At 68.3% G+C, this 25,647-nt stretch carries 18 protein-coding genes, 1 tRNA gene and 1 pseudogene; 10 read left to right on the top strand and 10 right to left on the bottom strand.

The annotated features are described in order from the left end of the window. Positions 1-77 precede the first annotated feature (77 nt). Together BN1263_RS01815 and BN1263_RS01810 are read left to right on the top strand one after the other, a co-directional pair. The gene (locus BN1263_RS01815; RefSeq protein WP_014648833.1) at positions 78-338 is read left to right on the top strand and encodes a YcgL domain-containing protein; all 261 of its coding nucleotides are present in this window, start codon (positions 78-80) and stop codon (positions 336-338) included. Beyond that, entirely contained in the window at positions 331-3,669 is a 3,339-nt protein-coding gene (locus BN1263_RS01810; RefSeq protein WP_058979141.1) for an ankyrin repeat domain-containing protein, read from the top strand. Before BN1263_RS01815 ends, BN1263_RS01810 begins: the two co-directional genes overlap by 8 nt. 134 nt (positions 3,670-3,803) lie before the next feature. Here BN1263_RS01810 and BN1263_RS01805 read toward each other — a convergent pair whose 3' ends face one another. After that, positions 3,804-5,582 (bottom strand): monovalent cation:proton antiporter-2 (CPA2) family protein, encoded by a 1,779-nt coding sequence (locus BN1263_RS01805; RefSeq protein WP_058979139.1) that lies wholly within the window; start codon positions 5,580-5,582, stop codon positions 3,804-3,806. 345 nt (positions 5,583-5,927) lie between these two features. Here BN1263_RS01805 and mgtE point away from each other — a divergent pair, with 345 nt between their 5' ends. Together mgtE and BN1263_RS01795 are read left to right on the top strand one after the other, a co-directional pair. Beyond that, positions 5,928-7,298, top strand: a complete 1,371-nt coding sequence (gene mgtE, locus BN1263_RS01800) for a magnesium transporter (RefSeq protein ID WP_058979137.1) — start codon at positions 5,928-5,930, stop codon at positions 7,296-7,298. Positions 7,299-7,383: 85 nt separating this feature from the next. Beyond that, positions 7,384-10,104 carry a bifunctional acetate--CoA ligase family protein/GNAT family N-acetyltransferase gene (locus BN1263_RS01795; protein ID WP_058979135.1) on the top strand — a complete coding sequence of 907 codons (2,721 nt, stop codon included), beginning with the start codon at positions 7,384-7,386 and terminating at the stop codon, positions 10,102-10,104. Positions 10,105-10,177: 73 nt separating this feature from the next. On the opposite strand, the pseudogene BN1263_RS20985 reads toward BN1263_RS01795, so the two are convergent. Beyond that, positions 10,178-10,374: pseudogene (locus BN1263_RS20985) on the bottom strand (heavy metal-binding domain-containing protein); the annotation flags it as partial. Between the two features lie 136 nt (positions 10,375-10,510). On the opposite strand from BN1263_RS20985, the gene BN1263_RS01785 reads away from it, so the two are divergent. Continuing rightward, on the top strand, positions 10,511-11,212 hold the full coding sequence (locus BN1263_RS01785) for an alpha/beta fold hydrolase (protein WP_058979133.1): 702 nt from the start codon (positions 10,511-10,513) through the stop codon (positions 11,210-11,212). Between the two features lie 73 nt (positions 11,213-11,285). On the opposite strand, the gene dkgB is transcribed toward BN1263_RS01785, so the two are convergent. Beyond that, the gene (gene dkgB / locus BN1263_RS01780; RefSeq protein WP_058979131.1) at positions 11,286-12,095 is read right to left on the bottom strand and encodes a 2,5-didehydrogluconate reductase DkgB; all 810 of its coding nucleotides are present in this window, start codon (positions 12,093-12,095) and stop codon (positions 11,286-11,288) included. 245 nt (positions 12,096-12,340) lie between these two features. Next, positions 12,341-14,461 carry a methyl-accepting chemotaxis protein gene (locus BN1263_RS01775; RefSeq protein ID WP_058979129.1) on the bottom strand — a complete coding sequence of 707 codons (2,121 nt, stop codon included), beginning with the start codon at positions 14,459-14,461 and terminating at the stop codon, positions 12,341-12,343. A gap of 182 nt (positions 14,462-14,643) precedes the next feature. Here BN1263_RS01775 and BN1263_RS01770 point away from each other — a divergent pair, with 182 nt between their 5' ends. Together BN1263_RS01770 and BN1263_RS01765 are read left to right on the top strand one after the other, a co-directional pair. After that, positions 14,644-15,099 carry an Rrf2 family transcriptional regulator gene (locus BN1263_RS01770; protein WP_058979127.1) on the top strand — a complete coding sequence of 152 codons (456 nt, stop codon included), beginning with the start codon at positions 14,644-14,646 and terminating at the stop codon, positions 15,097-15,099. Then, complete coding sequence (locus BN1263_RS01765; RefSeq protein WP_058979125.1) at positions 15,089-15,994, top strand: NAD(P)/FAD-dependent oxidoreductase; 906 nt, start codon at positions 15,089-15,091, stop codon at positions 15,992-15,994. The genes BN1263_RS01770 and BN1263_RS01765 overlap by 11 nt, the downstream gene beginning before the upstream one ends. Positions 15,995-16,103: 109 nt before the next feature. Here the strand turns inward: BN1263_RS01765 and BN1263_RS01760 are convergent, their stop codons facing one another. From BN1263_RS01760 to BN1263_RS01745, 4 genes are all read right to left on the bottom strand, one after another. Then, positions 16,104-17,324: an RtcB family protein gene (locus tag BN1263_RS01760; protein WP_019661691.1), complete on the bottom strand. Its 1,221-nt coding sequence runs from the start codon at positions 17,322-17,324 to the stop codon at positions 16,104-16,106. Positions 17,325-17,380: 56 nt separating this feature from the next. Continuing rightward, positions 17,381-18,505 carry a slipin family protein gene (locus tag BN1263_RS01755; protein ID WP_058979123.1) on the bottom strand — a complete coding sequence of 375 codons (1,125 nt, stop codon included), beginning with the start codon at positions 18,503-18,505 and terminating at the stop codon, positions 17,381-17,383. Between the two features lie 356 nt (positions 18,506-18,861). Then, positions 18,862-18,933 (bottom strand) — tRNA-Gln (locus BN1263_RS01750). Between the two features lie 650 nt (positions 18,934-19,583). Beyond that, positions 19,584-20,540: an aldo/keto reductase gene (locus BN1263_RS01745; RefSeq protein ID WP_058979316.1), complete on the bottom strand. Its 957-nt coding sequence runs from the start codon at positions 20,538-20,540 to the stop codon at positions 19,584-19,586. Positions 20,541-20,708: 168 nt separating this feature from the next. On the opposite strand from BN1263_RS01745, the gene BN1263_RS01740 reads away from it, so the two are divergent. The 3 genes from BN1263_RS01740 to BN1263_RS01730 all read left to right on the top strand — a co-directional run bounded on the left by BN1263_RS01740 (position 20,709) and on the right by BN1263_RS01730 (position 22,557). Further along, complete coding sequence (locus BN1263_RS01740) at positions 20,709-21,566, top strand: class I SAM-dependent methyltransferase (RefSeq protein WP_010482267.1); 858 nt, start codon at positions 20,709-20,711, stop codon at positions 21,564-21,566. Between the two features lie 111 nt (positions 21,567-21,677). Next, complete coding sequence (locus tag BN1263_RS01735; protein ID WP_224329425.1) at positions 21,678-21,929, top strand: hypothetical protein; 252 nt, start codon at positions 21,678-21,680, stop codon at positions 21,927-21,929. 88 nt (positions 21,930-22,017) lie between these two features. After that, on the top strand, positions 22,018-22,557 hold the full coding sequence (locus tag BN1263_RS01730; protein ID WP_026347220.1) for a pseudouridine synthase: 540 nt from the start codon (positions 22,018-22,020) through the stop codon (positions 22,555-22,557). Positions 22,558-22,612: 55 nt separating this feature from the next. On the opposite strand, the gene BN1263_RS01725 is transcribed toward BN1263_RS01730, so the two are convergent. Then, positions 22,613-23,002, bottom strand: coding sequence for a hypothetical protein (locus BN1263_RS01725; protein WP_019661686.1), 390 nt, complete (start codon positions 23,000-23,002; stop codon positions 22,613-22,615). 120 nt (positions 23,003-23,122) lie between these two features. Further along, on the bottom strand, positions 23,123-25,627 hold the full coding sequence (gene hrpB, locus BN1263_RS01720; RefSeq protein WP_058979122.1) for an ATP-dependent helicase HrpB: 2,505 nt from the start codon (positions 25,625-25,627) through the stop codon (positions 23,123-23,125). Positions 25,628-25,647: the final 20 nt, after the last annotated feature.

The raw sequence follows: 25,647 nt of genomic DNA, 5'->3' as shown, positions 1-25,647 counted from the left end.
GACGTCGGCTGACGGCTTTCCCCGGTGTCGGCTTTCCGACACAATCATGGCTCTTCCCGGGTTATCGTCCCGCGGACATGCACGCCTACGTCTATAAAAGCCAACTCAAGCCGGACACCTACGTCTACGTTCCCCGTCGCGATGATTTCAGCGCGCTGCCCGCGCCGCTGCTCACCTCGCTGGGGACGCTCGCCTTCGTCCTGGAGGTGGCCCTGGATGCCCAGCGCCGCCTGGCGCAGGCTGACCCGGAAAAGGTCCGCAGCGAAATGAGCGAGCGCGGGTTCTACCTGCAGGTGCCGCCGTCGGTGGCCAGCCTGATGCCGCGCCACTATGACTGACGCCTCCCGTCCGCGCCTTGTGTCAATTGCCTTCGCCGCGGGCGCGGTGCTGGCGCTGGGCGCCGCCGTGGGTGGCTTCCCGGGTGCCGTCCTGGCCGCACTGGCGCAGCCAGCGTTCGCGCTGGCGATCTCATGGTGGCGTCGCAGCCGCGCGCTGCTGCCGCTGAAGGTGGTCTCTCGCCAGGACCTGCCGGCGCTGCTGGCGTTGTGGACGGCCGCGCCGCTGCTGCTGGCGCTGTTGCTGGCCTGGCCGCTGGCGGCGCTGCGCGACAGCGGCAGCCTTGCGGCGGTGCTGGGCCTGAGCGTGCTGGTCAGTGCCGGCCTGCTCGCCGCCTGGCGCACCTGGCCGTTGTGGAACGATGTCGAACGCCTCGACGGCAGCCTGGCCCAGCACTGGCAGGCGCTGGCTGGGCGTGACCTGGGCGCCTGGCGCGGCCTCGGTGTGGCCGCGCTGGTGATCGCGCTGGCCGCGCTGGTGGTGCTGCCGGCCTGGCCGGGGCTGCTGCCGGAAAGCGCACACTGGCCCGCCGCGCTGGCGGTGGTGCTGCTGTCTCCCGTGCTGCACCTGCTGCTGCAGCGGGTGGCGCCGGCACCGCTGGTGTCGCTGCGCGCAGGCCCGCTGGCTACGGCCAGCGACGAGCGCGAACCGATGTTCTCCGCTGCGGTCGAAACCACGCCGCTGGAGGCGATGGCGCCGCAGGAGCTGACCCCGGCGCTGTATGAAGCCGCCCGCCATGGCCGCATCGACCGGGGCCTGCAACTGCTGCAGGCCGGTGCCGATCCGTATGCGCTGCCGGACCCGAACTGGCGCGACCAGCGCAGCCTGGCGGTGCTGGCAGCGGTGCTGCCGGACCTGCGCCTGCTGCGCGAGCTGATCGCCCGCGGCGTCGATGTGAACGCACCGCACCGGGGCATGACCCCGCTACTGGCCGCCACCCGTGACAGCTGGCATGGCCGCCCCGAGGCGGTGATGACCCTGCTCGCCAACGGTGCCGACTCGCGTGCCACCGACAGCGATGGCAACACGCCGCTGCACCATGCCGCGCGCAGTTCCGACCCGGGTGTGGCGGCGCTGCTGCGCGATGCCGCCGCCGAAGTCGATGCGTTGAACAACGAGGGCTGGTCGCCGCTGGCCGTGGCCTGCCAGGTCGGCAACTGGCGCCTGGCCCGTTTCCTGCTCGAACGCGGTGCACGCTGCGAACCGGCCGATGGCACCCCGGTGCTGCTGGCCGCCGCCGCCACCGAGGACGACGATCCGGCGGGCGTGCAGCTGCTGCTCAAGCACAAGGCGCGGGCTGACGCGCGTGATCGCCAGCGTCGCAGCGCGCTGCATGAAGCGGCGCTGGCCGGTCACGTCGAGATCATCGGCGTGCTGCTGGCTGCCGGCGCCAATCTGGAAGCGCGCGATGCGCTGGGCCGTACGCCGTGGCTGGAAGCGGCCCGTGCCGGTCGCGCCGCCGTGATCGAGCATCTGCTGCCGCACAAGCCGGACCTGGTCGCGGTGGACGGCGAAGGCCGTAATGCGGTGCAGCTGGCGGCGATGGCCGAGGATGTCTCGCCGCTGCTGATCAAGCGCCTGGTCGAACTCGGCATCGCCGCCGATGCCACCGATCCGGTCGGCCGCCGTGCGGTGGACTATGCCGCCGAAGCCGGCCGCTGGGCGATCGTGGCTCTGCTGGACCCGTCCTATCCCTTGCCGGCTGCGGTCAGCGATGGACTGGCCGAGCGTGGCGAAGCCGCCGGCGCAAGTGGCCTGCTGCCGGACCGCCCGCCGCTGACCCTGCTGCGCGAAGCGCTGGGCTTCGGCAACACTGAAGGCATGGCCGCGCTGGCCAAGCTGTGCCAGCCGGAAGAGCTGGGTGGCCTGCTGCTCGATCCGGAGCTGGCGCTGGAGCCGCGTGCGGTCGATTGGCTGCTGGCCCACGGTGCCGATCCCTACGTGCGTGACGCCTGTTCCGACACGCCGATGTTCGCGCTGTTGTCGCGTGGCATCGACGCGGTGCCGGCGCTGCAGGTCATGCTGCAGCGTGGCCTGTCGCCGGCCGGACGCGGTGGCCTGGCACGCTTCCTCGCAGCGTGTGCACAACACGACCAGGCCGCCCGTGGCCTGGAACAGCTGGCACTGGAACTGCTGGAACGTGGCGCCGATCCGTTCGCCGCCTCGCCGGCCGGCGATCCGCCGCTGTCGCTCGCGGTGCGCCTGGGCTGGCTGCGCCTGCAGCAGGCCCTGCTCAAGGCCGGTGTCGATCGTGAAGCGCGCGACAGCCACGGCATGACCGCATTGCACCTGGCCACCGCGTTGGCCCGCGAAGGCGCACTGAAGCTGCTGGTGCAGCACGGTGCCTCGCCGGAAGCGCGCGCCGCCGACGGCCAGACGCCGTTGGGCGTGGCGCTGTCGATCGGTCGCCGTGATCTGGCCGACTGGCTCGACTGGCGGGTGTGGCCATTGCCGCGCCGCACGCTGCGCGAGGCCGATCTGCCGGCTGCTGCAATGGCAGGTGATGTGGATGCGGTGCGGCGCCTGATCGATCTGGGTTTCGCCGTCGATGCGGTCGACGCACAGGGCTGCACCGCACTGCTGCGTGCAGCCGGTGGCGGCCACCTGGCGGTGACCGACCTGCTGCTGGCGCGCGGCGCCGATCCGCAGCACGCCGCGGCCAGTGGCGCGACGCCGCTGTCGGCGGCGGTCAGCATGCGCCAGGTGGACATCGTTTCGGCCCTGCTCGATGCCGGCGCCAAGCTGGAACATCGCCTGCCGGGTGGGGTGACCGTGCTGATGCTGGCCTCGGCGCTGGGTCTGCCGGACATCGTCGCGCGCCTGCTCACTGCCGGTGCCGACGTGCATGCCGGTGACGCGCAGCAGCTGGGCCCGCTGCACTGTGCCGCGCTGTACGGTTTCAGTGCCCGCGACCGCTCGCGCCTGCTGGCCCTGCTCGACACCCTGCTGTTGGCGGGCGCCGAGCCGGACCAGGCCGCCGCCGGTTCGGTCACGCCCCTGCTGCTGCTGCTGGGCGCTCGCGCCGAGCCGGGTACCGCCTGCGACGAGCAGGTGGTGATGGCGGCGGTAGAGCGCCTGCTGGATGAGGACGTGAGCTTGGACGTGCGTGATCCGCGCGGCTTCGGCCCGTTGCATTTGGCCGCGCTGCATGGCCTGCCGCTGCTGGTGCAGCGCCTGCTGCGCGCGGGGGCGGATCCGGAAGCACGCGACAGCCTCAACCGCAGCCCGCGCGAGATCGCCGTGATGCGCGGCTTCATCGACGTGGCCGGTGAGTTCGAACCGCGCGTGCCGGGCGTTTCGTCGATGGCGCGGTTCCTGCGCGACAACGGCTGATCGCTGGAAAAGGGTAGTGCCGGCCGCTGGCCGGCTACCTCATGACATCTCCGGGATGACGGGATTGCCGGCCAGCGGCCGGCACTACCGGGTCCGCCATTGATCGGGTGGGGGCCGACCGTTGGTCGGCACGCCTACTTGCCTTCGCTTTCCGCGTCGGCCTCGAAAAGATGCATCAGGTCGTTGCGTGCATCGCGCGAGGTCTGGATCACCGCCGCCTCGTCGTCGTACACCAGGTACTGGTCGCGCAGCAGCTGCTCATCGTGCTCGCGGAAGCGCTGCACATGGCGTTCGGCCACGTCCGGTGCCACGCCCAATGCGGTCAGCACGCGGCCGCTCATCTCCAGGCTGGTGCCAAACACTTCGCGGAACGGCTCGGCCGACATGTCCATCAGGCGCCAGGCATGCTGGCGGTTGCGCGCACGCGCCAGCACCTTCGCGTCCGGGTACAGCCGGCGCACCATGCGCACCGCGCGCAGGTTGGTCTCCGGGTCGTCCACGGTGATCACGAACACATCGATGTGCTCGCCGCCCGCCGCACGCAGCATCTCCGGCCGGGTCGGGTCGCCGTAGTACAGCTGGTTGCCGAAACGGCGCAGGTCGGCCACGGTGTCCGGGTTCGCCTCCAGCGCCACGAACGGCACCTTCTGTGCCGTCAGCAGGCGTGCGATGACCTGGCCGAAGCGGCCCATCCCGGCGATCAGCACCTTGGGGCGGTTGTCCGGCGCCACCTTATCGGCCTCGGCTGCCTCGCGCGGTGCGGCCTTCTCCTGGCCGAGCAGCTTGAGCAGCGCGATCATCAGCAGCGGCGTGATCGCCATCGACAGGCCCACGATCGCCACCAGCCGGTCGTGGTTGGCATTGCCGAGCAGGTGCGCGCGCTGCGCTTCGTTGAACACCACGAAAGCGAACTCGCCGCCCAGCCACAACACGCTGCCCAGCAGCAGCGACTGCCGCGGACTGAGCCGGGCGATGCGGCCGATCGCGTACAGCAGGCTGAACTTGACCACCAGCAGGATGCCGACGCCAGCCGCGATCAGCCACGGTTCGGCGGCAATGCGGTCCAGGTCGATGCCCATGCCCACCGCGATGAAGAACAGGCCCAGCAGCAGGCCCTTGAACGGCTCGATCTGCGCTTCAAGTTCGTGCCGGAACTCCGAATCGGACAGCAGCACGCCGGCCAGGAACGCGCCGAGGCTGGGGCTGAGGCCGGCTTCCTGCATGAACCAGGCGGTGCCCAGCACCACCAGCAGTGCGGTGGCGGTGAACACTTCCGGGCTGCGGGTGCGGGCGATGATGCTGAACACCTTGCGCAGCACCGGTCGCCCGCACAGGATCACCACGGCCAGCGCACCGAGGGCCACGGCGGCGTCTTCCCAGCGCAGGGTCTCGTTCTTCACCCCGCCCAGCAGCGGGATGGCCGCCAGCAGCGGAATCGCGATCAGGTCCTGGAACAGCAGGATGGCGAACCCGAGCCGCCCATGGTCGCTGTTGATCGCCTTGTGCTCGGACAGCAGCTGCAGGCCCACCGCGGTGGACGACAGCGCCAGCGCCACGCCCACCACCAGCGCGCTCTTCCACTGGAAATGGTCGAGCAGCAGCAGGCCACCGAGCACCAGCCCGGACAGCGCCACCTGCGCCGCCCCGGCACCGAACACCGAGCGCCGCATCACCTTCAGGCGCGCTGGCGACAGCTCCAGGCCGATCACGAACAGCAGCATCACCACCCCGATCTCGGCGGCACCGAGGATGCGGTCGGCGTCCTGCACGAAGCCCAGCCCGTCCGGGCCCAGCACCACACCGGCGGCCAGGTAGCCCAGCACCGCGCCGAAGCCGAACTTCTTGAACACCGGCACGGCGATGACCGCCGCCAGCAGCAGCACCAGGGCCAGTTCCAGACCACCGCTATGCATGGGAATACCTGGTCATCGGGGGGAGCCGCTGTGCGTCCGTTCGGGTTGGGAAAAGCGTGGCGAACACCACCGCGCCATTATGCGCGCCGGCCTGTGCATGCACGAGAACAACCTGCGGGCAGGGTGCTGCCGCGGCGGGACCGGGTTGACCTGCATGGTCCACGGGTCCAGACTGCCCGCCGCTGGCGGCGCGTCCGTCGGCACACGCATCCCGGAGTCCCCAACCCATGTCCAGCGACAGTAGAAGTCGACCTCGTTCGACGCCAGCGATGGCCACCGCCTGACATCGGGACGGTTTGCCTGCGTTGGCGTTGCGCGAGGTCGCACCCCCACAAGGCAAACCCGATGAACCAAAAGCAATTGCTGCGCCCGGTGGCCGATGCCGCCGCACTGGCCGCGCCGCTGGCGAACTTCAACACCGCCGATGCGGTGGAATTCCTCAACACGCTGGAGCTGAACCGCGCCGCGGAAACGCTGGCTGCGCTTCCGTTGCCGCGTGCAGTGAAAATGCTGGAAGCGCCGGAACTGCACCGCAGTGGCGAGCTGGTGGCTGCGCTGCCCCCGGCGCGCGCTGCCGCCCTGCTCGGCTTGATGGCCGACGACCGCGCCACCGACATCGTCCATGAGCTGGATGAGGAAGAACGCGCGCGGTTGATCCCGCTGCTGGGCACCGACGCCCGCCAGGCCATCCAGAAGCTGCTGAGCTACCCGCCGAACACCGCCGGTGCGCTGATGACCACCGAGTACGTGGCGGTACCCGCCAGCTGGACCGTGGCGCAGACCCTGCAGCACATCCGCCAGGTCGAGCGCACCCGTGAAACGGTGTACGCGATCTACGTGCTGGAGCCGTCCAGCCAGCAGCTGCAGCAGGTGGTGACCATGCGCCGGCTGATCACCGGCCTGCCGGAGGAGTCGATCCTGGACGTGGCCCAGGTCAATCCACCGGTGACGGTGGACGCACTGATGGACCAGGAAGAAGTGGCACGGCTGATCCGTCGCCACGACTTGCTGGCGATCCCGGTGGTCGATGCGCAGCAGCAGATGCTCGGCATCGTCACCGTGGACGACGTGCTCGACGCGCTGATCGAGGAATCCACCGAGGACGCGCACAAGTTCGGCGGCATGGAGGCACTGGACAAGCCCTACATGCAGATCGGCTTCCTGGAGATGCTGCGCAAGCGCGCCGGCTGGCTGAGCGTGCTGTTCCTGGGCGAGATGCTGACCGCCAGCGCGATGCAGCACTATGAGGACGAACTGGCGCGCGCGGTGGTGCTGACCCTGTTCATTCCGCTGATCATGAGCTCAGGTGGCAATTCTGGTTCGCAGGCGACCTCGCTGCTGATCCGCAGCCTGGCGCTGCGCGAACTGCGCCTGCGCGACTGGTGGAAGGTGGCCATCCGCGAGATTCCGACCGGCATGGTGCTGGGTGCCATTCTTGGCTGCCTGGCCATCGTGCGCATCGTGATCTGGCAGCTGGGCGGCCTGCACGACTACGGCGAGCACTGGATACTGCTGGCGATCACCATCGGTGCCGCGCTGGTCGGCATCGTCACCTTCGGTTCGCTGTCCGGCTCGATGCTGCCCTTCATCCTCAAGCGGCTCGGTTTCGACCCGGCCAGCGCCTCGGCCCCGTTCGTGGCCACCCTGGTGGACGTGACCGGCCTGGTGATCTATTTCAGCATCGCCGCGATGATCCTGCACGGCACGCTGCTGTAACAAAAAAGGGGACGGAGGGGATTAAGTCGTTTGTGCCACAAGCGACTTAATCCCCTCCGTCCCCTTTTTTGGGTACCGTAGGCGCATGAGTACCTACCACCTGCAGTCCGTGTTCCGTCCGCAGTCGGTCGCGGTGATCGGCGGCAGCCCGCGCGAGCGTTCGGCCGGCCGCGCGGTGATGCGCAACCTGCGCGGCACCGGTTTCCCCGGCAAGGTGGCGTGGATCAACCCGCGGCATGCCGAGATCGATGGCATCCGCACGGTCAAACGGTTGAAGGACCTGGACTGGGTGCCGGATCTGGTGGTGATCACCGCGCCGGCGTCGATCGTGCCGCAGGTAGTGCGCACCGCTGCCGAACGCGGCGTGCAGGCGGCAATCATCCTCACCGCGCACCTGGGTGAAGGCCCGGGCTCGCTGTCGGCGCAGGTGGAGGCGGTGGCGCGCAAGCATGGCCTGCGCATCCTCGGCCCACACTGCCTGGGTGTGATTGCACCGCACGCACGGCTCAATGCCAGCATCGCCGCGCACTTCCCGCAGGCCGGTGATCTTGCGTTGATCTCCGAATCCTCGGCCATTGCCGCCGCGCTGGTGGAATGGGGCGTGGCGCGCTCGGTCGGGTTCTCCGCCGTGGTCTCGCTGGGCGACACGCTGGACGTCGACTTCGGTGACCTGCTCGACTACTTCGCCACCGACTACCGTACCCGCGCCATCCTGCTCTACGTTGAGCAGATCAAGGACGCGCGCAAGTTCATGTCGGCTGCGCGTGCCGCCGCCCGCGCCAAGCCGGTGGTGGTGGTGAAGTCGGGGCGCGCCGAGCGCGTGCAGCCCGGCAGCCGCGATACCCATGTGCAGGCCCTGGCCAGTGCCGATGATGTGTACGGTGCCGCCTTCAACCGCGCCGGCCTGCTGCGCGTCGGTGCGCTGGACGAGCTGTTCACCGCCGCCGAATCACTGGGGCGGCTGGGCACCTTCCCTGGCCGCCGCCTGGCCATTCTCAGCAATGGTGGCGGCGTCGGTCGCCTTGCCGTGGACCAACTCATCGCGCTGCGTGGCACGCTGGCCACCCTGTCCGACAGCACGGTGCAGAAGCTCGATGCAGTATTGCCACAGGGCTGGTCGCGCAGCAATCCGGTCGACATCGTGGTCGACGCCGATGGTGACCGCTATGCCGCGGCCATCGAAGCGTTGCTGGCCGACAACGAGAATGATGCGGTGATGGTGGTCAACGTGCCGACCGCATTCACTTCATCCGCAGACGCCGCACAGGCGCTTACCCGCACGCTCGGACTGCGCCCGCGCCATCACCGCGACAAGCCGGTATTCGCGGTGTGGCTGGGCAACGATGACCAGGCCACCGCCACGCTCAACGCGGCACGGGTGCCGACCTATCCGACCGAGGCCGAAGCGGTGCGCGGCTTCCAGCATCTGGTGCGTTACCGCGAAGCGCAGAACGCGCTGATGGAAACACCGCCCAGCCTGCCGCAGGACTTCAGTGTCGACGCGGCGGCCGCACGCGCGCTGGTCGATGCGGCATTGGCCAAAGGCCAGCAATGGCTGGACCCGTTGGCCACCCACGAACTGCTCAAGGCCTACGGCATTCCCTCCGCGCCGGTGATGCACGCGCGCGATGCGCACGAGGCAATGGACCTGGCGCAGCCGTTGCTGGAGCGTGGCGCCAGCGTGGCGCTGAAGATCCTGTCGCCGGACATTCCGCACAAGTCGGAAGTGGACGGCGTGCGCCTGAACCTGTCCACGCTGCCGGCGGTGCAGAGCGCGGCCAACGCGATCCTGTCGCGTGCACGCCAGCTGCGGCCGGATGCGCGCATCGATGGCCTGCTGGTGCAGCCGACCATCGTTCGCCCGAAGGCGCGCGAGTTGATCGTCGGTATTGCCGATGACGCGACGTTCGGCCCGGTGATCGTGGTCGGCCGTGGCGGTACCGCGGTTGAAGTCATCAATGACAAGGCGTTGGCGCTGCCGCCGCTGGACCTGCGCCTGGCCCACGAGCTGATCGGCCAGACCCGCGCCTCGCGCATCCTCAAGGCCTATGGCGATGTGCCTGCCGCCGACGAGCGCGCACTGGCATTGGCGCTGGTCAAGCTGGCACAGCTGGCCGCCGACATCCCCGAAGTGCGTACGCTGGACATCAATCCGTTGCTGGTCGACGGCAAGGGCATCCTCGCCCTCGACGCACGCGTGGCGGTGGCGCCGTCGCGCATCCTGCACAAGGGCCGTGGCCATCCGCGCTTCTCGGTGTTCCCGTACCCGAAGGAGTGGGAGCGCACCATCGAACTGTCCGATGGCGGCCGTGCCTTCGTGCGCCCGGTGCGGCCGGAGGACGACGCGCTGTTCCGTGCGTTCTTCGCCCGCGTCAGCGACGAGGACCTGCGCCTGCGCTTTTTCCAGTCGGTGAAGCACTTCAGCCACGAGTTCATCGCGCGCCTGACCCAGCTCGACTACGCACGCTCGATCGCACTGGTGGCGATCGAACCGCGCAGTGGCGAAATGCTTGGCGCGGTGCGCCTGCACGCCGATGCGGATTACCACCGCGGTGAGTACGGCATCCTGATCCGCTCGGACCTGAAGGGCCATGGCATCGGCTGGCGGCTGATGGCGATCATGATCGAGTACGCCAAGTGGCTGGGCCTGGACGTGGTCGAAGGCCAGGTGCTGCGCGAGAACAGCACCATGCTGGCGATGTGCCAGAGCCTGGGCTTCAAGACGAAGCTGGACCCGGATGACCCGACGGTGATGATGGTGACCCTGCCGGTGCAGCAGGTCGAGGTGCCCGAAACCCCATTGTAGAGCCGAGCCCACGCTCGGCTGCCTTGCATCTCACGGGCACGCCTGAGCCGAGCATGGGCTCGGCTCTACAAGATCACCGCTGCGGTTCCACCGCCACCGCCGTGCCATAGCACAGCCGCACGGTCAGCCCGGTCATCACATAGATGGCGTCGTAGCGCATGCCGATGATCGGGTTGGCAGCCAGCTGCCGTGCTTGCTTGTCTCTGCTGCGCCAGGTTTACTCGCGGCCTGTTCGCACAGCGCGGTGTAGATGGTGATGGTGTCGCCAAAGAGCGGCTCCGCCGCTGTCTTCTGTAGCGTCGAGCCATGCGCCACTGGCTATGCAGCCGTCGAACGTGGCTCGACGCTACAATCCGCCCCCTGTTGCGGCATGGTTCCGTCACCGTGCTGGCGCGACAATACCCCCATGACCGACCGTATTCCTCTGCTGCTGCTGCCCGGCCTGCTCAACGATGCCGAGCTGTGGCGCGCGCAGCTGGCCGACCTGGCCGACGTCGCCGACTGCACCGTGGGCGACCAGACCCGTGGCGAGACCCTGCAGGCGGTGGCCGAGGACGTGCTGGCACAGGCGCCGGAGCGCTTCGCCCTGGCCGGTTTCTCGCTGGGTGGCTTCGTCGCCCAGCAGATCGTGCGCATCGCGCCCGAGCGTGTGCTGCAGCTGGCGCTGGTCGATACCTCGATCCACGCCGATTCACCGGAACGTGCCGAACAGCGCCGCAGCCAACGCGCCAGCGTACGCCTGCCCGGCAAGTTCCATGGCTTCGGCGACGTGCTGATGCGCAGCTACATCGATGCCTCGCGGCTGGATGATTACGTGCTGGTGCAACGTGTGCGTGACATGACCGCCCGCCTGGGCGCGGACGTATTCCTGCGCCAGAGTGCGCTGGAACGCCGTGACGGCCATGACGTGCTGGCGGGTTACCGCGATCCGCTGTTGATCGTATGTGGCGCCAACGACCGCATTACGCCACTCGCGGTCAGCGAGGAAATGCACGCCCTGGTGCCGCACTCGCAGCTGGTGGTGGTGCCGGACTGCGGGCACCTGGCACCGATGGAAAAGCCGGATGAGGTCAGTGCGGCAATGCGCGGGTGGTTGTTGCAGGCCTGATGGATCCGCCGGGCATGGCCCGGCGCTACCCACGCGTATCCGGTAGCGCCGGGCCATGCCCGGCGGCCGCTCTTCAATCCCAGGCCGGCGCAATCCCTTCCGGATTCGCCAGGCGATGGCCACGATCCAGCTTGGCGATCTGCGCCATGTCTTCGTCGGTCAGGCGGATCGCTGCCGCTTCCAGGTTGCTGGCCAGGTTCTCGCGCTTGGTCGACGACGGGATCACCGAGAAGCCCTGCTGCAGCGCCCAGGCCAGCGCGATCTGCGCCGGAGTGGCCTGGTGGCGGCCGGCAATGGCCTGGATCACCGGGTCCTTGATCACCTCGCCATAGGCCAGGCTCATGTAGGCGGTGACGTGGATGCCGTTGTCCTGCAGGAACTTCACCAGCAGGCGGTTCTGCAGGTAGGGATGGATCTCGATCTGGTTGGTGGCGATGGCATCGGCGCCAAGGATCTCGATGGCCTTGCGGGTCTGGGCGATGGTGAAGTTGGAGATGCCGATCGCCTTCGTCAGGCCCTGTGCCTTGGCCTCGGCCAGCGCCGGCAGGTACTCCTCCATCGGCACGTCGACCTTGTCGTTCGGCGACGGCCAGTGGATCAGCGTCAGGTCCACATGATCGGTACGCAGCTTTTCCAGACTGGTACGCAGGCTGGCCAGCAGCGCTTCGCGCTTGAACGCGGTGATCCAGACCTTGGTGGTCAGGTAGATCTCTTCGCGCGGCACGCCGGAATCGGCGATGGCCTGGCCGACTTCGGCTTCATTGCCGTAGATCTGCGCGGTATCGATGGCGCGGTAGCCGACATCCAGCGCGTTGCGCACCGAGTCGATCACGGTCTGGTCTTTCAGGCGGAAGGTACCGAGACCGAAGGCGGGGACAGTCATGGGGGCTCCAGCAGAGGGGGAGGGAGGCGGGAATATCCACGAAAGGGTAGGCCAGCGGCCGTGTGCATGCCGGCAACGGTGCATTGCATCGACGTGTACGACGGCAGGTGGTGGTGGGTGCGGACCGTTGGTCCGCACTGTTCATGCCGCCACCCATGCAGCGTTGGGAGCTGCCGGCCAGCGGCCGGCGCTCCCCCTGTCTGCGCTCCACGGTAGTGCCGGCCGCCGGCCGGCAACCGGATCAATCAGGCCGCGCGCATCAGCGCGTCCTTCGCTGCGGCGGTGGTCGACAGGTCGAACACATCCACCGCGTCGATCAACCGGTTCGCCTGCTGTTCCAGGCTGCGTGCGGCGGCGCTGGCTTCCTCCACCAACGCGGCATTCTGCTGGGTGGTGCCGTCCATCTGGATCACGGTCTGGCTGACCTGTTCGATGCCCGCGCTCTGCTCCTGCGAGGCGGCGGAGATCTCGGCCATGATGTCAGTGACGCGCTGCACCGACGCCACGATCTCGGCCATGGTGTCACCGGCCTCGCGCACGCGCCGTGCACCGTGGCCGACCTGTTCCACCGACGCTTCGATCAACGCCTTGATCTCCTTCGCGGCTGCCGCCGAACGCTGTGCCAGGGTGCGCACTTCGCTGGCAACCACCGCGAAGCCGCGGCCCTGCTCGCCGGCGCGTGCCGCTTCCACCGCGGCGTTCAGCGCCAGGATGTTGGTCTGGAAGGCGATGCCGTCGATCACGCTGATGATCTCGGCGATCTGCCGCGACGAGGTTTCGATCGCGCCCATCGTCGTCACCACCTGGCCGACCACGCTGCCGCCGTGAGAGGCAACGGTGTGCGCGCCGATCGCCAGCTGGTTGGCCTGGCGCGCATGCTCGGCGTTCTGGCGCACGGTGGAGGTCAGTTCCTCCATCGATGCCGCCGTCTCTTCCAGGTTGGCGGCCTGCTGTTCGGTACGGCGCGACAGATCGTTGTTGCCGGCGGCGATCTCCGCCGCCGCCGTGTGGATGTTGCCGGAGGCGTGCTTGATGTCGGTGACGATGGTTGCCAGCTGCGTAGCGGTGGTGTTGGCGTCGCCGGCGATACGCGCGAACACGCCCTGGAAATCACCGTGCATGCGCGCGCCGAGGCGGCCATCGGCAATCGCGCGCAGCATGCTGGAGACCTCGCCTAGGTTCAGTTCAGTGGTCTGCATCAATCGGTTCAAGCCGTCGACCATTGCGCGGAAATCATGCTCGAAGCGTGCGCTGTCGCCGCGCTGGCTGAAGTCACCGGCGGCGGCGGCTTCGGCCAGGCGGCGGATCTCGCCGTTGATCATGCCGAGATTGGCCTTGGCCGTATCCAATGCGTTGGTGATCACGGCCTTTTCGCCGGGCAGGCGTTCCATGTCCTGGCTGAGGTCACCGACGGCATAGCGGCCCATGATCGAGATCGCGCGCATCTTCACCTGGATGTGCGCGTCAACCAGCGTGTTGCAGTCGGCCACCATGGTGCCGAACGCGCCCGGGAACGCACTGGCATCCATGCGATGGCTGATGGTGCCGGCGTCATGCGCCTGCGCCATCGTCGCCTGTGCGTCCAGTACGCCGCGCAGCGTGGACTGCACCGCCTGCATCGCCTGCGCGAGGCGACCGATCTCGTCGCGGCTGCGCACCTGCACCGCGTGCTGCAGATCACCGGCGGCCACGGCACGCGCAGCGGCTTCCACCGCCAGCACCGGCTGCACCACCGCGCGCCGCAGCCACCAGGCCAGGCCCATCAGCAGCAACACGGCGGCCAGCACGGTCAGCGCCGCGCACAGCAGCAGGGTCTGCCGGGCCTGCTGCGACCGCGCCGCTACGGTTGCTTCGGCCACCTGCGTGGCATGCGTGCTCAGCGCATCCAGTGCGGTCGCCACCGGGCGGTCCTTGCCACGCACCAGATTGTCGCCGGCGGCGGGATCGTAGCCGGCTTCCGCAAACGCCTGCAGGGCGGCGTGGTAGTCCTTCTGCAGCTGCGTGTGCAGGCCCATGAAGGACTGTGCCAGTTCGCGCGTGCGTATGTCCGGGCTGGCTACGAGGCCCCTGGCCAGCTGCTCGACCAGGCGGCCCTCGCTGTCAAAGGCGTCCAGATGGCGCTGGCGCAGCGCGTCGTCGTGGCCGCGCAACAGCACGTTCTTCCATTCCTGCACCTGGCCGCGGAACTCGCGCTGCAGGCGTTCGGCGTCGCGGCTGTGCGCGACTTCGGGTGGAACCTCGGTGGACAGCTTCAACCAGGCGGAGGCCAGGCCCGCCAATGCGCAGAGCAGGACCACGGCCAGACCAACGGAAACCGCGCCGAGCAGCTTGGACTGCAGGCGCGGAGCACGGACAGACGCTTTCATGGAAGGGACTCTCGGGAAGGGGCAATGCGGTATCGACCTGTCCCCACGCGTCTGAAGTGCGACGCTCATCACATTACCGTTTCGTTTAGTGATGTGAAGGGGATGTTTCATAGGACAAATGTGTCCATATGGAACGAAAGAAGACCCTCGACAGAGAATTTAAATGTAACTATCGTTGTTACATGAAATCCGCAAATCCACTGTCCGACGCCCTGCATGTGATGGCGCACCTGGTCGGCCATGCCGCCCCGCGTACGTCCGAGCAACTGGCGTCCTGCCTGCCGACCCATCCGGTGGTGATCCGTCGCCTGCTGGCACAGCTGCACAAGGCCGGCCTGGTGCGCAGCACCCGCGGCCACGGCGGCGGCAGCCTGCTGGCACGCGACGCCGCGGCGATCACCCTGCATGACATCTACCTGGCGGTGGGCGCACCACCGCTGGTCCAGGTCAGCGCACGCGACTCCGGCGGTGGCTGCCCGATCCAGCGGCTGGTCAACAGCGCCTTGCTCGATGGGGCGCGCGAAGCGCAGCGCCTGCTCGAAGCGCGGCTGCAGGCGACCACGCTGGACCAGCTTGGCGCCGACTTCGCCCGCCATCTCGCCCATCACCGTTCCCTGGAAGGTCACCATGAATCCTGATGTGCTCATCGTCGGCGGCAGCTATGCCGGCATTGCCGCCGGCCTGATCCTCGCCCGCGCCCGTCGCCCGGTCACCGTCATCGATGCCGGTTCACCGCGCAACCGTTTCGCCGGCCATTCGCACGGCGTGCTGGGGCTGGATGGCATCAGCGGCGCCGAGCTGCTGAAGACCGCGCGACAGCAGCTGCTGGACTACCCCACAGTGCGTTGGGTGCATGCCGAAGCCGTGCAGGCCACCGCCCGCGCCGAAGGCGTGGAAGTGCGTACCGCCGATGGCCAGGTCCTGGCCGCGCGCAAGCTGCTGCTGGCCAGCGGTATTGCCGACCAGTTGCCGGCGTTGCCGGGCCTGGCCGAGCGCTGGGGCAGCACCGTGCTGCATTGCCCGTACTGCCATGGCTATGAAGTGGGTGGTGGTGCCATTGGCCTGCTTGGCGGTCATCCGATGTCCGCCAGCAAGGCGCCGCTGTTCGCCGACTGGGGCAATGTCACGTTCTTCAGCATGGGACTGGACATCACGGATGAGGAACGCGCCGCCATGCAGCAGCGCGGCGTGCAGATCGAGACGTCACCCGTGCTGGGCGTGCAGGGCGACCAGCCGACCTGGCTGGAAGTGGAGCTGGCCGACGGCCGCCGAATCGCCCAGCGTGCGTTGTTCGTGCCGGCCACCCAGGCGATGGCCACGCCATTGGTGCAGCAGCTGGGCTGCACGTTGGTCGAGAGCCCGCTGGGCGTGCTGATCGAGGTCGATGCGATGAAGCAGACCTCGGTGCCGAACGTGTATGCCGCAGGCGATGCGACGACGGTCGGCAACATCACCCTGGCCATGGCCGAAGGCGTGCGCGCGGGCATCGGCGTGCACCACGCGCTGGTGGCCGAAGACAGCATCGCGCGCTGAACGTTGCACAGGTAGAGGCCGACCTTGGTCGGCGCTGTTCCATCCACGCATGGCGTGGATCTACTGCAATCGGGTGCGGTGGGTGCCGGCCTTGGCCGGCACCGCTCCGTTACCCCTTCACGCACAACACCTGGCGCAGGGTGTGCACCACGTCGACCAGGTCCAGCTGCGCGGCCATCACATCGTCGATCGACTTGTACGCGGCCGGTGACTCGTCCAGCACGCCGCTGTCCTTGCGGCATTCCACGTGCGCGGTGGCCTCGCGATGCTGGGCCAGCGTGATCTGCTGGCGCGCGGCGCCACGGCTCATCACCCGGCCGGCACCGTGGCTGCAGCTGTGGAAGCTGTCCGCGTTGCCTTTGCCACGCACGATGTAGCTGCGCGTGCCCATGCTGCCGGGAATGATGCCCAGCTCCCCCTCGCGAGCGCTGACGGCCCCCTTCCGGGTCACCAGCAGCTCCTGCCCGTGGTGCGTTTCCTTCTGTACATAGTTGTGGTGGCAGTTCACCGCCATTGCCGCCAGCTGGAACTTCGGCAGCCGGTGGCGCATCTCGGCCAGCACGCGCGACATCATCGCCTCGCGGTTCTGCCGGGCGTAGTCCTGCGCCCACGACACGGCTTCGACGTAGTCATCGAACAGCGGCTCGCCTTCCATGAAGAACGCCAGGTCCTTGTCCGGCAGGTGGAAGCCCAGCACGCGCCGGGCCAGTTCCTCGCGCGCCTTCTCGATGAAGTAGGTACCGATCAGGTTGCCGGTGCCGCGCGAGCCGCTGTGCAGCATCACCCACACCGTATCCGTCTCGTCCAGGCACAGTTCGATGAAGTGGTTGCCGCCGCCCAGCGTACCCAGCTGGCGGTCCAGCTTATCGGTGCGGATCCTGCGGTGCTTGTCCTTGATCTTCTCCAGGCCGTCGGCCAGCCCGGACTGCACCAGCCGCGTGTGGATGCTGTCGGGCATGCGGTGATGCTCGCCGCCGCGCCCGTTGCCGACCGGAATGCTGCGCTCGATGCTGTTGCGCAGCTGCCGCAGGTCGTCGGGCAGGTCGTTGGCGCGCAGCGTGGTGCGCACCGCCGCCATGCCGCAGCCGATGTCAACGCCGACCGCGGCCGGGATGATCGCACCGCGGGTCGGGATCACCGAGCCGACGGTCGCGCCCTTGCCCAGGTGCACGTCCGGCATCACGGCCACCCACGGCCCGACGAACGGGATCGCGGCGATGTTGCGCAGCTGCTCATGCGCCTGCGCTTCCAGCGGCACACCGTTGACCCAGCCCTTGATCGGCGTGGTGCCCTCGACGTGCAGCCATTGATAGTTGTGTTGAGTGTCCATGTCTTCGTGTATGTCCTTGATGGGCCGGCGGCGCGTCCCTGCGCCGCCGCTACCCCCTACCTGATCGTCACCAGCTGCTTCAGCACGCCATCCAGGCCGCCGAACACGGTGAGCGTGTCGATCTTCTCGGTGACCTTCTCCAGTGCCTCCAGCTCCTTCAAGCGCATCAGCACCGGGTTGTCCTCGATCAGCTTTGCGGTGTTGAGCTGTGATCGCGTGGCGTTGGCCTCCTCGCGGCGACGGATCACGCTGGCCTGGGCCTGCTTCTCGGCCAGCACCACGCCGTTGAGGATCTCCTTCATCTCGCCCGGCAGGATCACGTCCTTGATGCCCACGCCAAGCAGCCGTACGCCGTGGCCCGCGATCGCGGCCTGCACATGGGCGGCAATCTCGCCGTCCAGCGCCGCCTTGTCACCCAGCAGCTCATCCAGGCTGCGCACGGCAATCGCCTGGCGCAGGCCGAACTGCAGCTGCCGATAGATGAACTCATCGGCATTGCTCAGCGTGCGGTGTGCACGCACCGGGTCGACCACCTGCACGGTCGCGGCCAGGTTCACCCGCAGGGTGACCTTGTCGCGGCTGAGCAGTTCCTGGCCGGACACGTCCAGCGAACGTGCACGCAGTTCCACGCGCTCCACCGACACGTTGCCGTTGAAGTTCCAGAACGCGTGCAGGCCGGCGTCCAGCGTCTGCCGCAGCGTGCCATCGATGAACAGCAGGCCCACCGACTCGCTCGGCACGGTGCTGATCACCGCCACACGCGGCAGCACGCCCAATTGACCCAGCCGCTGCTGCACGTCGGCCGGAATGCGCGGCTCGTCACCCAACGCCATTACCTGCACCTGGGTATCGACCGAACCGCGCCAGTACAGACGGCGGCTGCCCGGCGGCAGGACTTCATCGATGCGGCCGTTGCGCAGCAACAGGCCGACCTCGCTGGCGCCGACATTGGCCAGCACGAAGTGCGTGCCCAGCTGCGCGCCCAGCGCGTCGATCAGGCTGTCCTGGTCGCTGCCGGTGTAGGCCGCACCCTTCGATGCGGTGTGGACGTCCACCTGCGGGCGGCCGCCGAACCGCGACAGGCGGTGCACGCCCGGCAGCAGGATCTGCTGGAAGCGACGGTTGCGATACACCAGGCCGCGCTCGCCGTCGCCGATCACGACCTTGATGGTCCAGAACATGGGAGTCTCTCCTTGTATGGCTCTGGTGATTCGACCCGTTGCGAATGAATCGCCATGACCCGGGTCGATCAGGTCGTGGCGAGCCGCCTGCACACCAGGTGCAGGCAGCGGAAGAGGGCGGCCATCGGTGGACGGTCCGCGCGCGGAGCCTTCGGTGCGCCGGCAGTGCTGCCGTCGTCGTCCCCGGCAGGCAGCGCCGGTGCGGAACGAGGCTGGCAGTGGCGGCGGGCCGGGGCCCGGCGTGTGGTCCGTTGCCTTCCACGTTCCCGCCCGAGGGCGAAGACGGTGGATGGCGACGATGGCCGCTGGGGCTTGCGCCCCGGGTGTTGCTTCAGGTCATGACGTGACAGGTCATGTGGTTGGAGTGGGAGTCGAACCCACGACAGACGGAATCAGGATCCGTTGCTCTAACCAAGCTGAGCTATCCAGTTGGGGACCGCGCGGAATCGAACCGCGTACCGGCGAACCGGCGCCTGCTTCCAGCAGGCGATCCAGGCGATGGCGTGTCCGCGACCTCCGGCATACGCCACGGCAACGCCGCGCGCACCAGCCCGTGGTTGAAACGGGACCGTTGGAGAATCGAGGGTGCAGGCCACCGACATTATCGGCGAGCGATAATGTTTGGGAGCGATGCAGATAATGTCCAGGCGCTGCCGGTTGCGCGAAGTAAATCCTTCGCGCGGGGTGGAAATGCCTGGATCAGTGAGCGGCGGGCCGCCGCGCGGGGTGCAGTTCTGGCATCGCGGGTCCTTGTGCCGACGCATACGAAAACGCCCCCGGGAATTGCGTTCCGAGGGCGTCGTCAGGCCTCGGAGATCGGGGTCGCCGATCTCCGCAGGGCGGGTATCAGGCCGTTGTCAGCTGGTCTTCCTTGCCGAACGCGCGCGCCAGCCGGTCCATGCGCAGGCATGGCAGCAATGTGGCGGTGGCGACGGAATGCGCGTTCAAGGGAAGTTTCCAGTGGTTGTTGAAACGAGGTGCGCACGATAAACCACGATTTAGTCGCGCGCAACCATTTTGTTCAATTATTTTCCAGGGCATCCGTGCAATCCCGGCCGGCGGCCGGCACTACCCGGTCTCAAGCTTCCGCGCTGGCGGCATCCAGCTGCGCGATGTCCTGCACGCTCAGCGACAGGTTGGCCGCCGCCAGCAGATCGTGCAGCTGCTCGACACTGGTGGCGCTGACGATCGGCGCGGTGATCGACGGTCGCGCGATCTGCCATGCCAGCGCGATCTGTGCAGCGCTGGCGCTGTGCTTGCTGGCCACGTCATCCAGTGCCTGCAGGATGCGCAGGCCGCGCGGGTTCAGATAGCGCTTCACCACGGTCTCGCCACGCGCCGGGCTCTTGGCTGCATCGGCCGGCGTGCGGTACTTGCCGCTGAGGAAGCCACTGGCCAGCGCGTAGTAGCCGATCACGCCGATCTGTTCGCGCTGCACCAGCGGTTCCAGTTCCTTCTCGTAGCCGGCACGGTCGTACAGGTTGTATTCCGGCTGCAGGGTTTCATAGCGCGGCAACCTGTAGTCGGTGGATACCTTCAGCGCATCGGCCAGGCGCGTGGCGCTGTAGTTGGACGCACCGATGGCGCGCACCTTGCCGGCTTCGATCAGCCGGCCGAACGCGGCCAGGGTCGCTTCCAGCGGCGTCGACTCGTCATCCTCGTGGGCCTGGTACAGATCGATCACGTCGGTCTGCAGGCGGCGCAGCGAGTCCTCGACGGCCGCATTGATGTTGTCCGGGGCCAGGCCGGGGCGTTCGGCCCACTTGGCTACCTTGGTCGCCAGCACCACCTTGTCGCGCTTGCCGCTGCGGGCAAACCACTTGCCGATCAGCGTCTCGGACTCGCCGCCCCGGTTGCCCGGTACCCACGCCGAGTAGACGTCGGCGGTGTCGACCAGGTTGAAGCCGGCGTCGACGAAGGCATCGAGCAGGGCGAAGCTGGCCTTCTCGTCGGTGCTCCAGCCGAACACGTTGCCACCGAAGGCGAGCGGACGTACATGCAGGCCGGAGCGGCCCAGTTGGCGGGTTGCCGTCATCAGCACGGTCTCCTTGGGGAAGTGGTCCAGCATAGAGCGCGTTGTGTTAGCGCGTCGCGGCGGTGGCCACAAAACAGTGTTCCGCGATGCGCACGCGGCTAACGTTTTGTGAACACCTGCGTCGCATGGGCTGCTAGTCTCGCCGCATCTTCCGCTGGAGTCGTCCCGATGATGCCCGCTTCGTCCCTGCGTGGTTGCCGACTGCTGCTTGCTTCGGCCCTGCTTGCTGCTGTTCCCGCGTTCGCCGCACCGGCCACGGTCGCGCCGGCGAAGATCGAGGTCTCGCCGGCCATCGACGCGGCGGTGAAGGCGCCCACCCGCGATGCCAACAACGTCAAGCGCGATGGCTTCCGTCATCCGGCGCAGACGCTGTCGTTCTTCAGGGTGGCTCCGGAAAAGACCGTCATCGAGATCACCCCCGGCAACGGCTGGTACTCGGAGATCCTGGCGCCGCTGCTGCATGACAAGGGCCACTACGTTGCCGCCGTGGTCGACCCGATGGCGGTGCCCGAAGGCCGCGGCCGTGACTACCAGCAGCGCAGCCGCGACAGCCTGGAGAAGAAGTACGCCGGTGCGCCGGCACAGTTCGGCAAGACTGCCGTGGTCGCCTACGATCCGGCCAAGCCGGTGTTCGGCCCGGCCAATTCAGCCGATGTGGTGCTGACCTTCCGCAACGTGCACAACTGGCGCAAGGCCGGCCAGGCGCAGGGCATGTTCCAGGGCTTCTTCAACGTGCTCAAGCCGGGCGGCGTGCTGGGCGTGGTCGAGCATCGCGCCAAGGCCGACGTGGCCGATGACGATGACACCGGCTATGTCGGCCAGCAGCAGGTGATCGCAATGGCCGAAGCCGCCGGCTTCAAACTGGACGCGCGCAGCGAGGTCAACGCCAACCCGCGTGACACCAAGGACCACCCGAACGGCGTGTGGACGCTGCCGCCGACCAACCAGCACGACAAGGCCGATGATGCGAAGTACCAGGCGATTGGCGAAAGCGACCGCATGACCCTGCGCTTCATCAAGCCGTAGCGGGTGGCGCCGGGCCGCGCCCGGTGAGCGCTGCGGCGTCACAATGGACGTAACGTGTATCCGCCGGGCATGGCCCGGCGCTACCATCCATGGAGTGGACTGTTGAAGAAAGTGTTCTACATCGCCGTGGCCGTGCTGGTGCTGGCGCGGCTGATTGATTTCGTGTTCTACGGTGGCCATGCCTACGACCTGGTGGCGACGGTGGGGTTTGCCGTGCTGTTCGCCGGTGCGCTGCTGGAGGAACGTGCGCGTGCCATGAATCCGCCACCGGTCCGCCTGCGGCGCCGGGCCAATGTCATCGCGGCGTGCGGCATCGCACTGGTGCTGGGTTCGTTCCTGCTGGAGTGGAAGGTCTTCGGCTGATCCCGCCGCAGCCTCGGCCAAAGCGGTGCCCGGCGAGCGAGCAGCGCGGCGTGGGACAATGCGCCATCTGCCGCCCGCCGTGCCCGCAATGCTGATCGCCTTCAACAAGCCCTTCAACGTGCTCTGCCAGTTCACCGACCGCAGCGTACCGCCGCGGCCGACGCTGGCCGGGTTCGGCCTGCCGCCGCGTGTGTATGCCGCCGGTCGCCTGGACCATGACAGCGAAGGCCTGCTGCTGCTGACGGATAACGGTACGCTGGCGCACAAGCTGACCGACCCCAGGCACAAGGCCGACAAGACCTACTGGGTGCAGGTCGAAGGCACGCCCAGCGATGAGCAGCTGCAACGGCTGCGCGATGGGGTGGAGCTGAATGACGGACCGACCTTGCCGGCGAAGATCGAGCGCCTCGATCCGGCGCCGTCGCTGTGGACACGCGATCCGCCGGTGCGCTTCCGCAAGACCGTGCCCGACAGTTGGCTGGCGATCACGATCCGCGAGGGTCGCAACCGCCAGGTGCGGCGGATGACCGCGGCGGTGAACCTGCCGACGCTGCGGCTGGTCCGCGTGTCGATGGGACCCTACCGCCTGGACGACCTGCAGCCGGGGCAGTGGCGGCAGATCGGCTGAAACAGGAAGGGCTGATGGGCTCAGTTCCTGCGGAAGGAAGCCGACCCCGGCAGACTCAGGCGTCGCTGCCGATATCGCTGTGCTCGTCCACCACGGTGTCGTTGCGGCGGTCACGCGCATTGATGCGCTGCGCCTGGCCATTCACCACGTGGCCGTTGGCGGCCTTCTTCTTCTGCTGCTTGCGGTACAGCGCATAGCCGAGCAGGCCGACACCCACCGCAGCGGCGGCAATGGTCACCGCCGGGTTGCGCCGGGCGAACTTGGTGGCCACCTTGCCACCGGTCTTGACGGCGCCCAGCGCCGCGCCGGTCTTGATCCAGTCACTGGCCTGCGGCCCAAGGTGGCGCAGGCTGCCACCGGCACTCTTCAGGCCGTCGCCGGCGCTGTGGGCCAGGTCCAGGGCGCGCTCCAGAGCGCGGTCGGTGATTACGGTCAGCTTGCTCATGCGGGGGTCCTTTGCCTCGGGTCGAAGTCCAGTGTCGCGTGTTGCCCGTAAACGGTATGTCAGTCGAGGTGGCACGCGGTGTGACTTTACCGCAGCCATTCAGGATCAGGCAGGGTCCGGCTACGTCCCGCGCGGCTTGGCCCGATGCGTGGCCGTGGCCGTCCACGGGTCATCCGGCCACGGATGACGCGGGTAACGGCCCTTCATTTCCTTTTTCACCTCGGAGTAGGTGCTTTCCCAGAAGTTGCGCAGGTCCTGGGTGACCTGCAGCGGGCGGCCGCCGGGGGAGAGCAGGTGCAGGGTCAGCGGCACGCGGCCATCGGCGATGCGCGGCGTGTCGGCCAGGCCGAACAGTTCCTGCAGCTTCACCGCCAGCACCGGCGGCAGCGGTTCGCCGCTCTCGCTGTCCAGTGCGTAGGTGATCGGCCGCTCCAACCCGGAGGGCACGGTGATGCGGGTCGGTGCATGACGCTCGACCAGCTGCCGTTGTAACCACTCCAGGGGCGACTTCAACGCTTCGCCGAAGCTGGCTTCATCCAGCGCATCCAGACGGCTCTTGCCGGCGAACGCTGGCTGCAACCACTGCGCGCGGTTGGCCAGCAGGGCGTCGTCGCTGCAGTCGGGCAGGCCGAGCTCCGGCATCCAGCGTCGAAGCGATTCCACCCGCGCCTGCCACTGGTGCAGGCTCTCGGTCCACGGCAGGGCCTGCAACCCGAGTTCGGTCACCGCGTCGGTCAGTGCCTGCGCGGCGTGCTGCGGATCGACCCGGCCGGCCGAGCGGCTGTCCAGCACTATGCGGTCGAAACGGGTCTCGCGCAGCGCAACCAGGGCGCGGCGTTCGCTGTCCCAGCGGACCACGTCTTCGGTGACGAAGCGCTCCGGCCACGCATGGCGCAGAGCACTTTCATCTACCGGTGCGGCACGCAGCAACAACGCATCGCGCGCTTCGAAGCGCAGTTCGCTGGCCACCAGCCACGGCTCGCCGCGCAGGTCGCTCAGCTCGTGCAGGCGCGCGCTGCGGCCATTGGCCAGGAGGTAGCGCAGCGGATCGCCGGGATGCTGGAAACCGATCCGGTCGGGAAAGGCGTGTGCAAGCAGATCGCCCAGTTCGTGCGCCTCGATGCTGGCCGGCGGCGTAGCCTCGCAGCGCAGGCGGCGACGCCACTGCCTGGCGGCGGCATCAATGGCGGCCAGCCCGCTGCGGTTGGCATCGCCCGGGGCGCGGCCAGTGCGGAACGCGGCCAGTGCGCGCCAGCGGCTCGCCAGCGCGTCACCGCCCTGGCGCAGCGGGTCGCGCGCTTCCAGCAGGGCGGCCAGATCGGTGGCCAGCGCCTGCGCGCGGGCATCGGGCGCTGCCAGCAGCATCGCCGCCATCCGCGGGTGCGTACCCAGCGCCAGTACACGGCGCCCGAGTGCGGTGATCGCGCCCGAGTCCGACAGTGCACCCAGGCGTTGCAGCAGTTCGCGCGCCGCACCCATCGGGCCGGCCGGTGGCGGGTCGAGGAAGCGCAGGTCGCTGCTGCCCCACGCGGCCAGTTCCAGCGCCAGTCCGGCCAGTTCCACCTGGTCGATCTCGGCACGGCGCTGCGGTTCCAGTCGCTGCGACTGCGGCCACAGCCGCCAGGCCACGCCTTCGGCCACGCGACCGGCACGGCCCGCGCGCTGGTCGGCCGACGCCTGGGCGATGGCCACCACGTCCAGCCGGGTAAAGCCGCTGTTGGGGTCATAACGCGGTTCGCGCGCCTGGCCGCTGTCGATCACCACGCGCACGCCAGGCAGGGTCACCGACGACTCGGCCACGTTGGTCGCCAGCACCACGCGACGGCGGCCATCGCTGGCCATCTGCAGCACGCGCGCCTGTTGTTCCACCGGCAGCTCGCCATGCAGCGCCAGCACCTCGACGTTGCCATCGAGTGACTCCTGCAGGCCGGCCTGGACGCGCGCGATCTCGCGCTGGCCGGGCAGGAACACCAGCAGGTCACCGGGGTGATCGGCCAAGGCCTGCTGCACCGCGCGGCGCACCTGCAGTTCCAGCGTCTCATCGCGGCGCGCCGGGAAATGGCTGATCGCCACCGGGTAGCTGCGGCCCTCGCTGCTCAGCCGCGGCGCATCGAGGAAGCGTGCCAGGCGCTCGCCATCCAGCGTGGCCGACATCACTACCAGACGCAGGTCATCGCGCAGCTGCGCCTGCACGTCCAGCGCCAGCGCCAGGCCGAGGTCACCGCTGAGATGGCGCTCGTGGAATTCGTCGAACAGGATCGCACCGACCTCTTCCAGCATCGGGTCGTCCTGCAGCATGCGGGTCAGGATGCCTTCGGTGACGACTTCGATGCGCGTGCGTGCCGAGATCCTGTTCTCGAAGCGGATGCGGTAGCCGACCGTGCCGCCGACGTCCTCGCCGAGCTGTCGCGCCATGAACAGCGCGGCGCTGCGTGCAGCGACCCGGCGCGGCTCCAGCAGGATGATCTTCCGGCCCTGCAGCCACGGTGCGTCGAGCAGGGCCAGCGGCACCTGGGTGGTCTTGCCGGCGCCAGGTGGGGCCTCCAGCACCAGCCGGGGCTGTGCGGCCAGCTGCTGCTGGATCTGCGGCAGCAGCGGGGAAATCGGGAAGAGCGGGGTGTTCATGTGCAAAGGATAAGGGGCCA

The sequence above is a fragment of the Stenotrophomonas thermophila genome, assembly GCF_001499715.1.
Lineage (GTDB): Bacteria > Pseudomonadota > Gammaproteobacteria > Xanthomonadales > Xanthomonadaceae > Stenotrophomonas > Stenotrophomonas hibiscicola.
The sequence above is the reverse complement of the archived record's forward strand: the minus strand, read 5'-3'. Positions and strand labels throughout refer to the sequence as shown.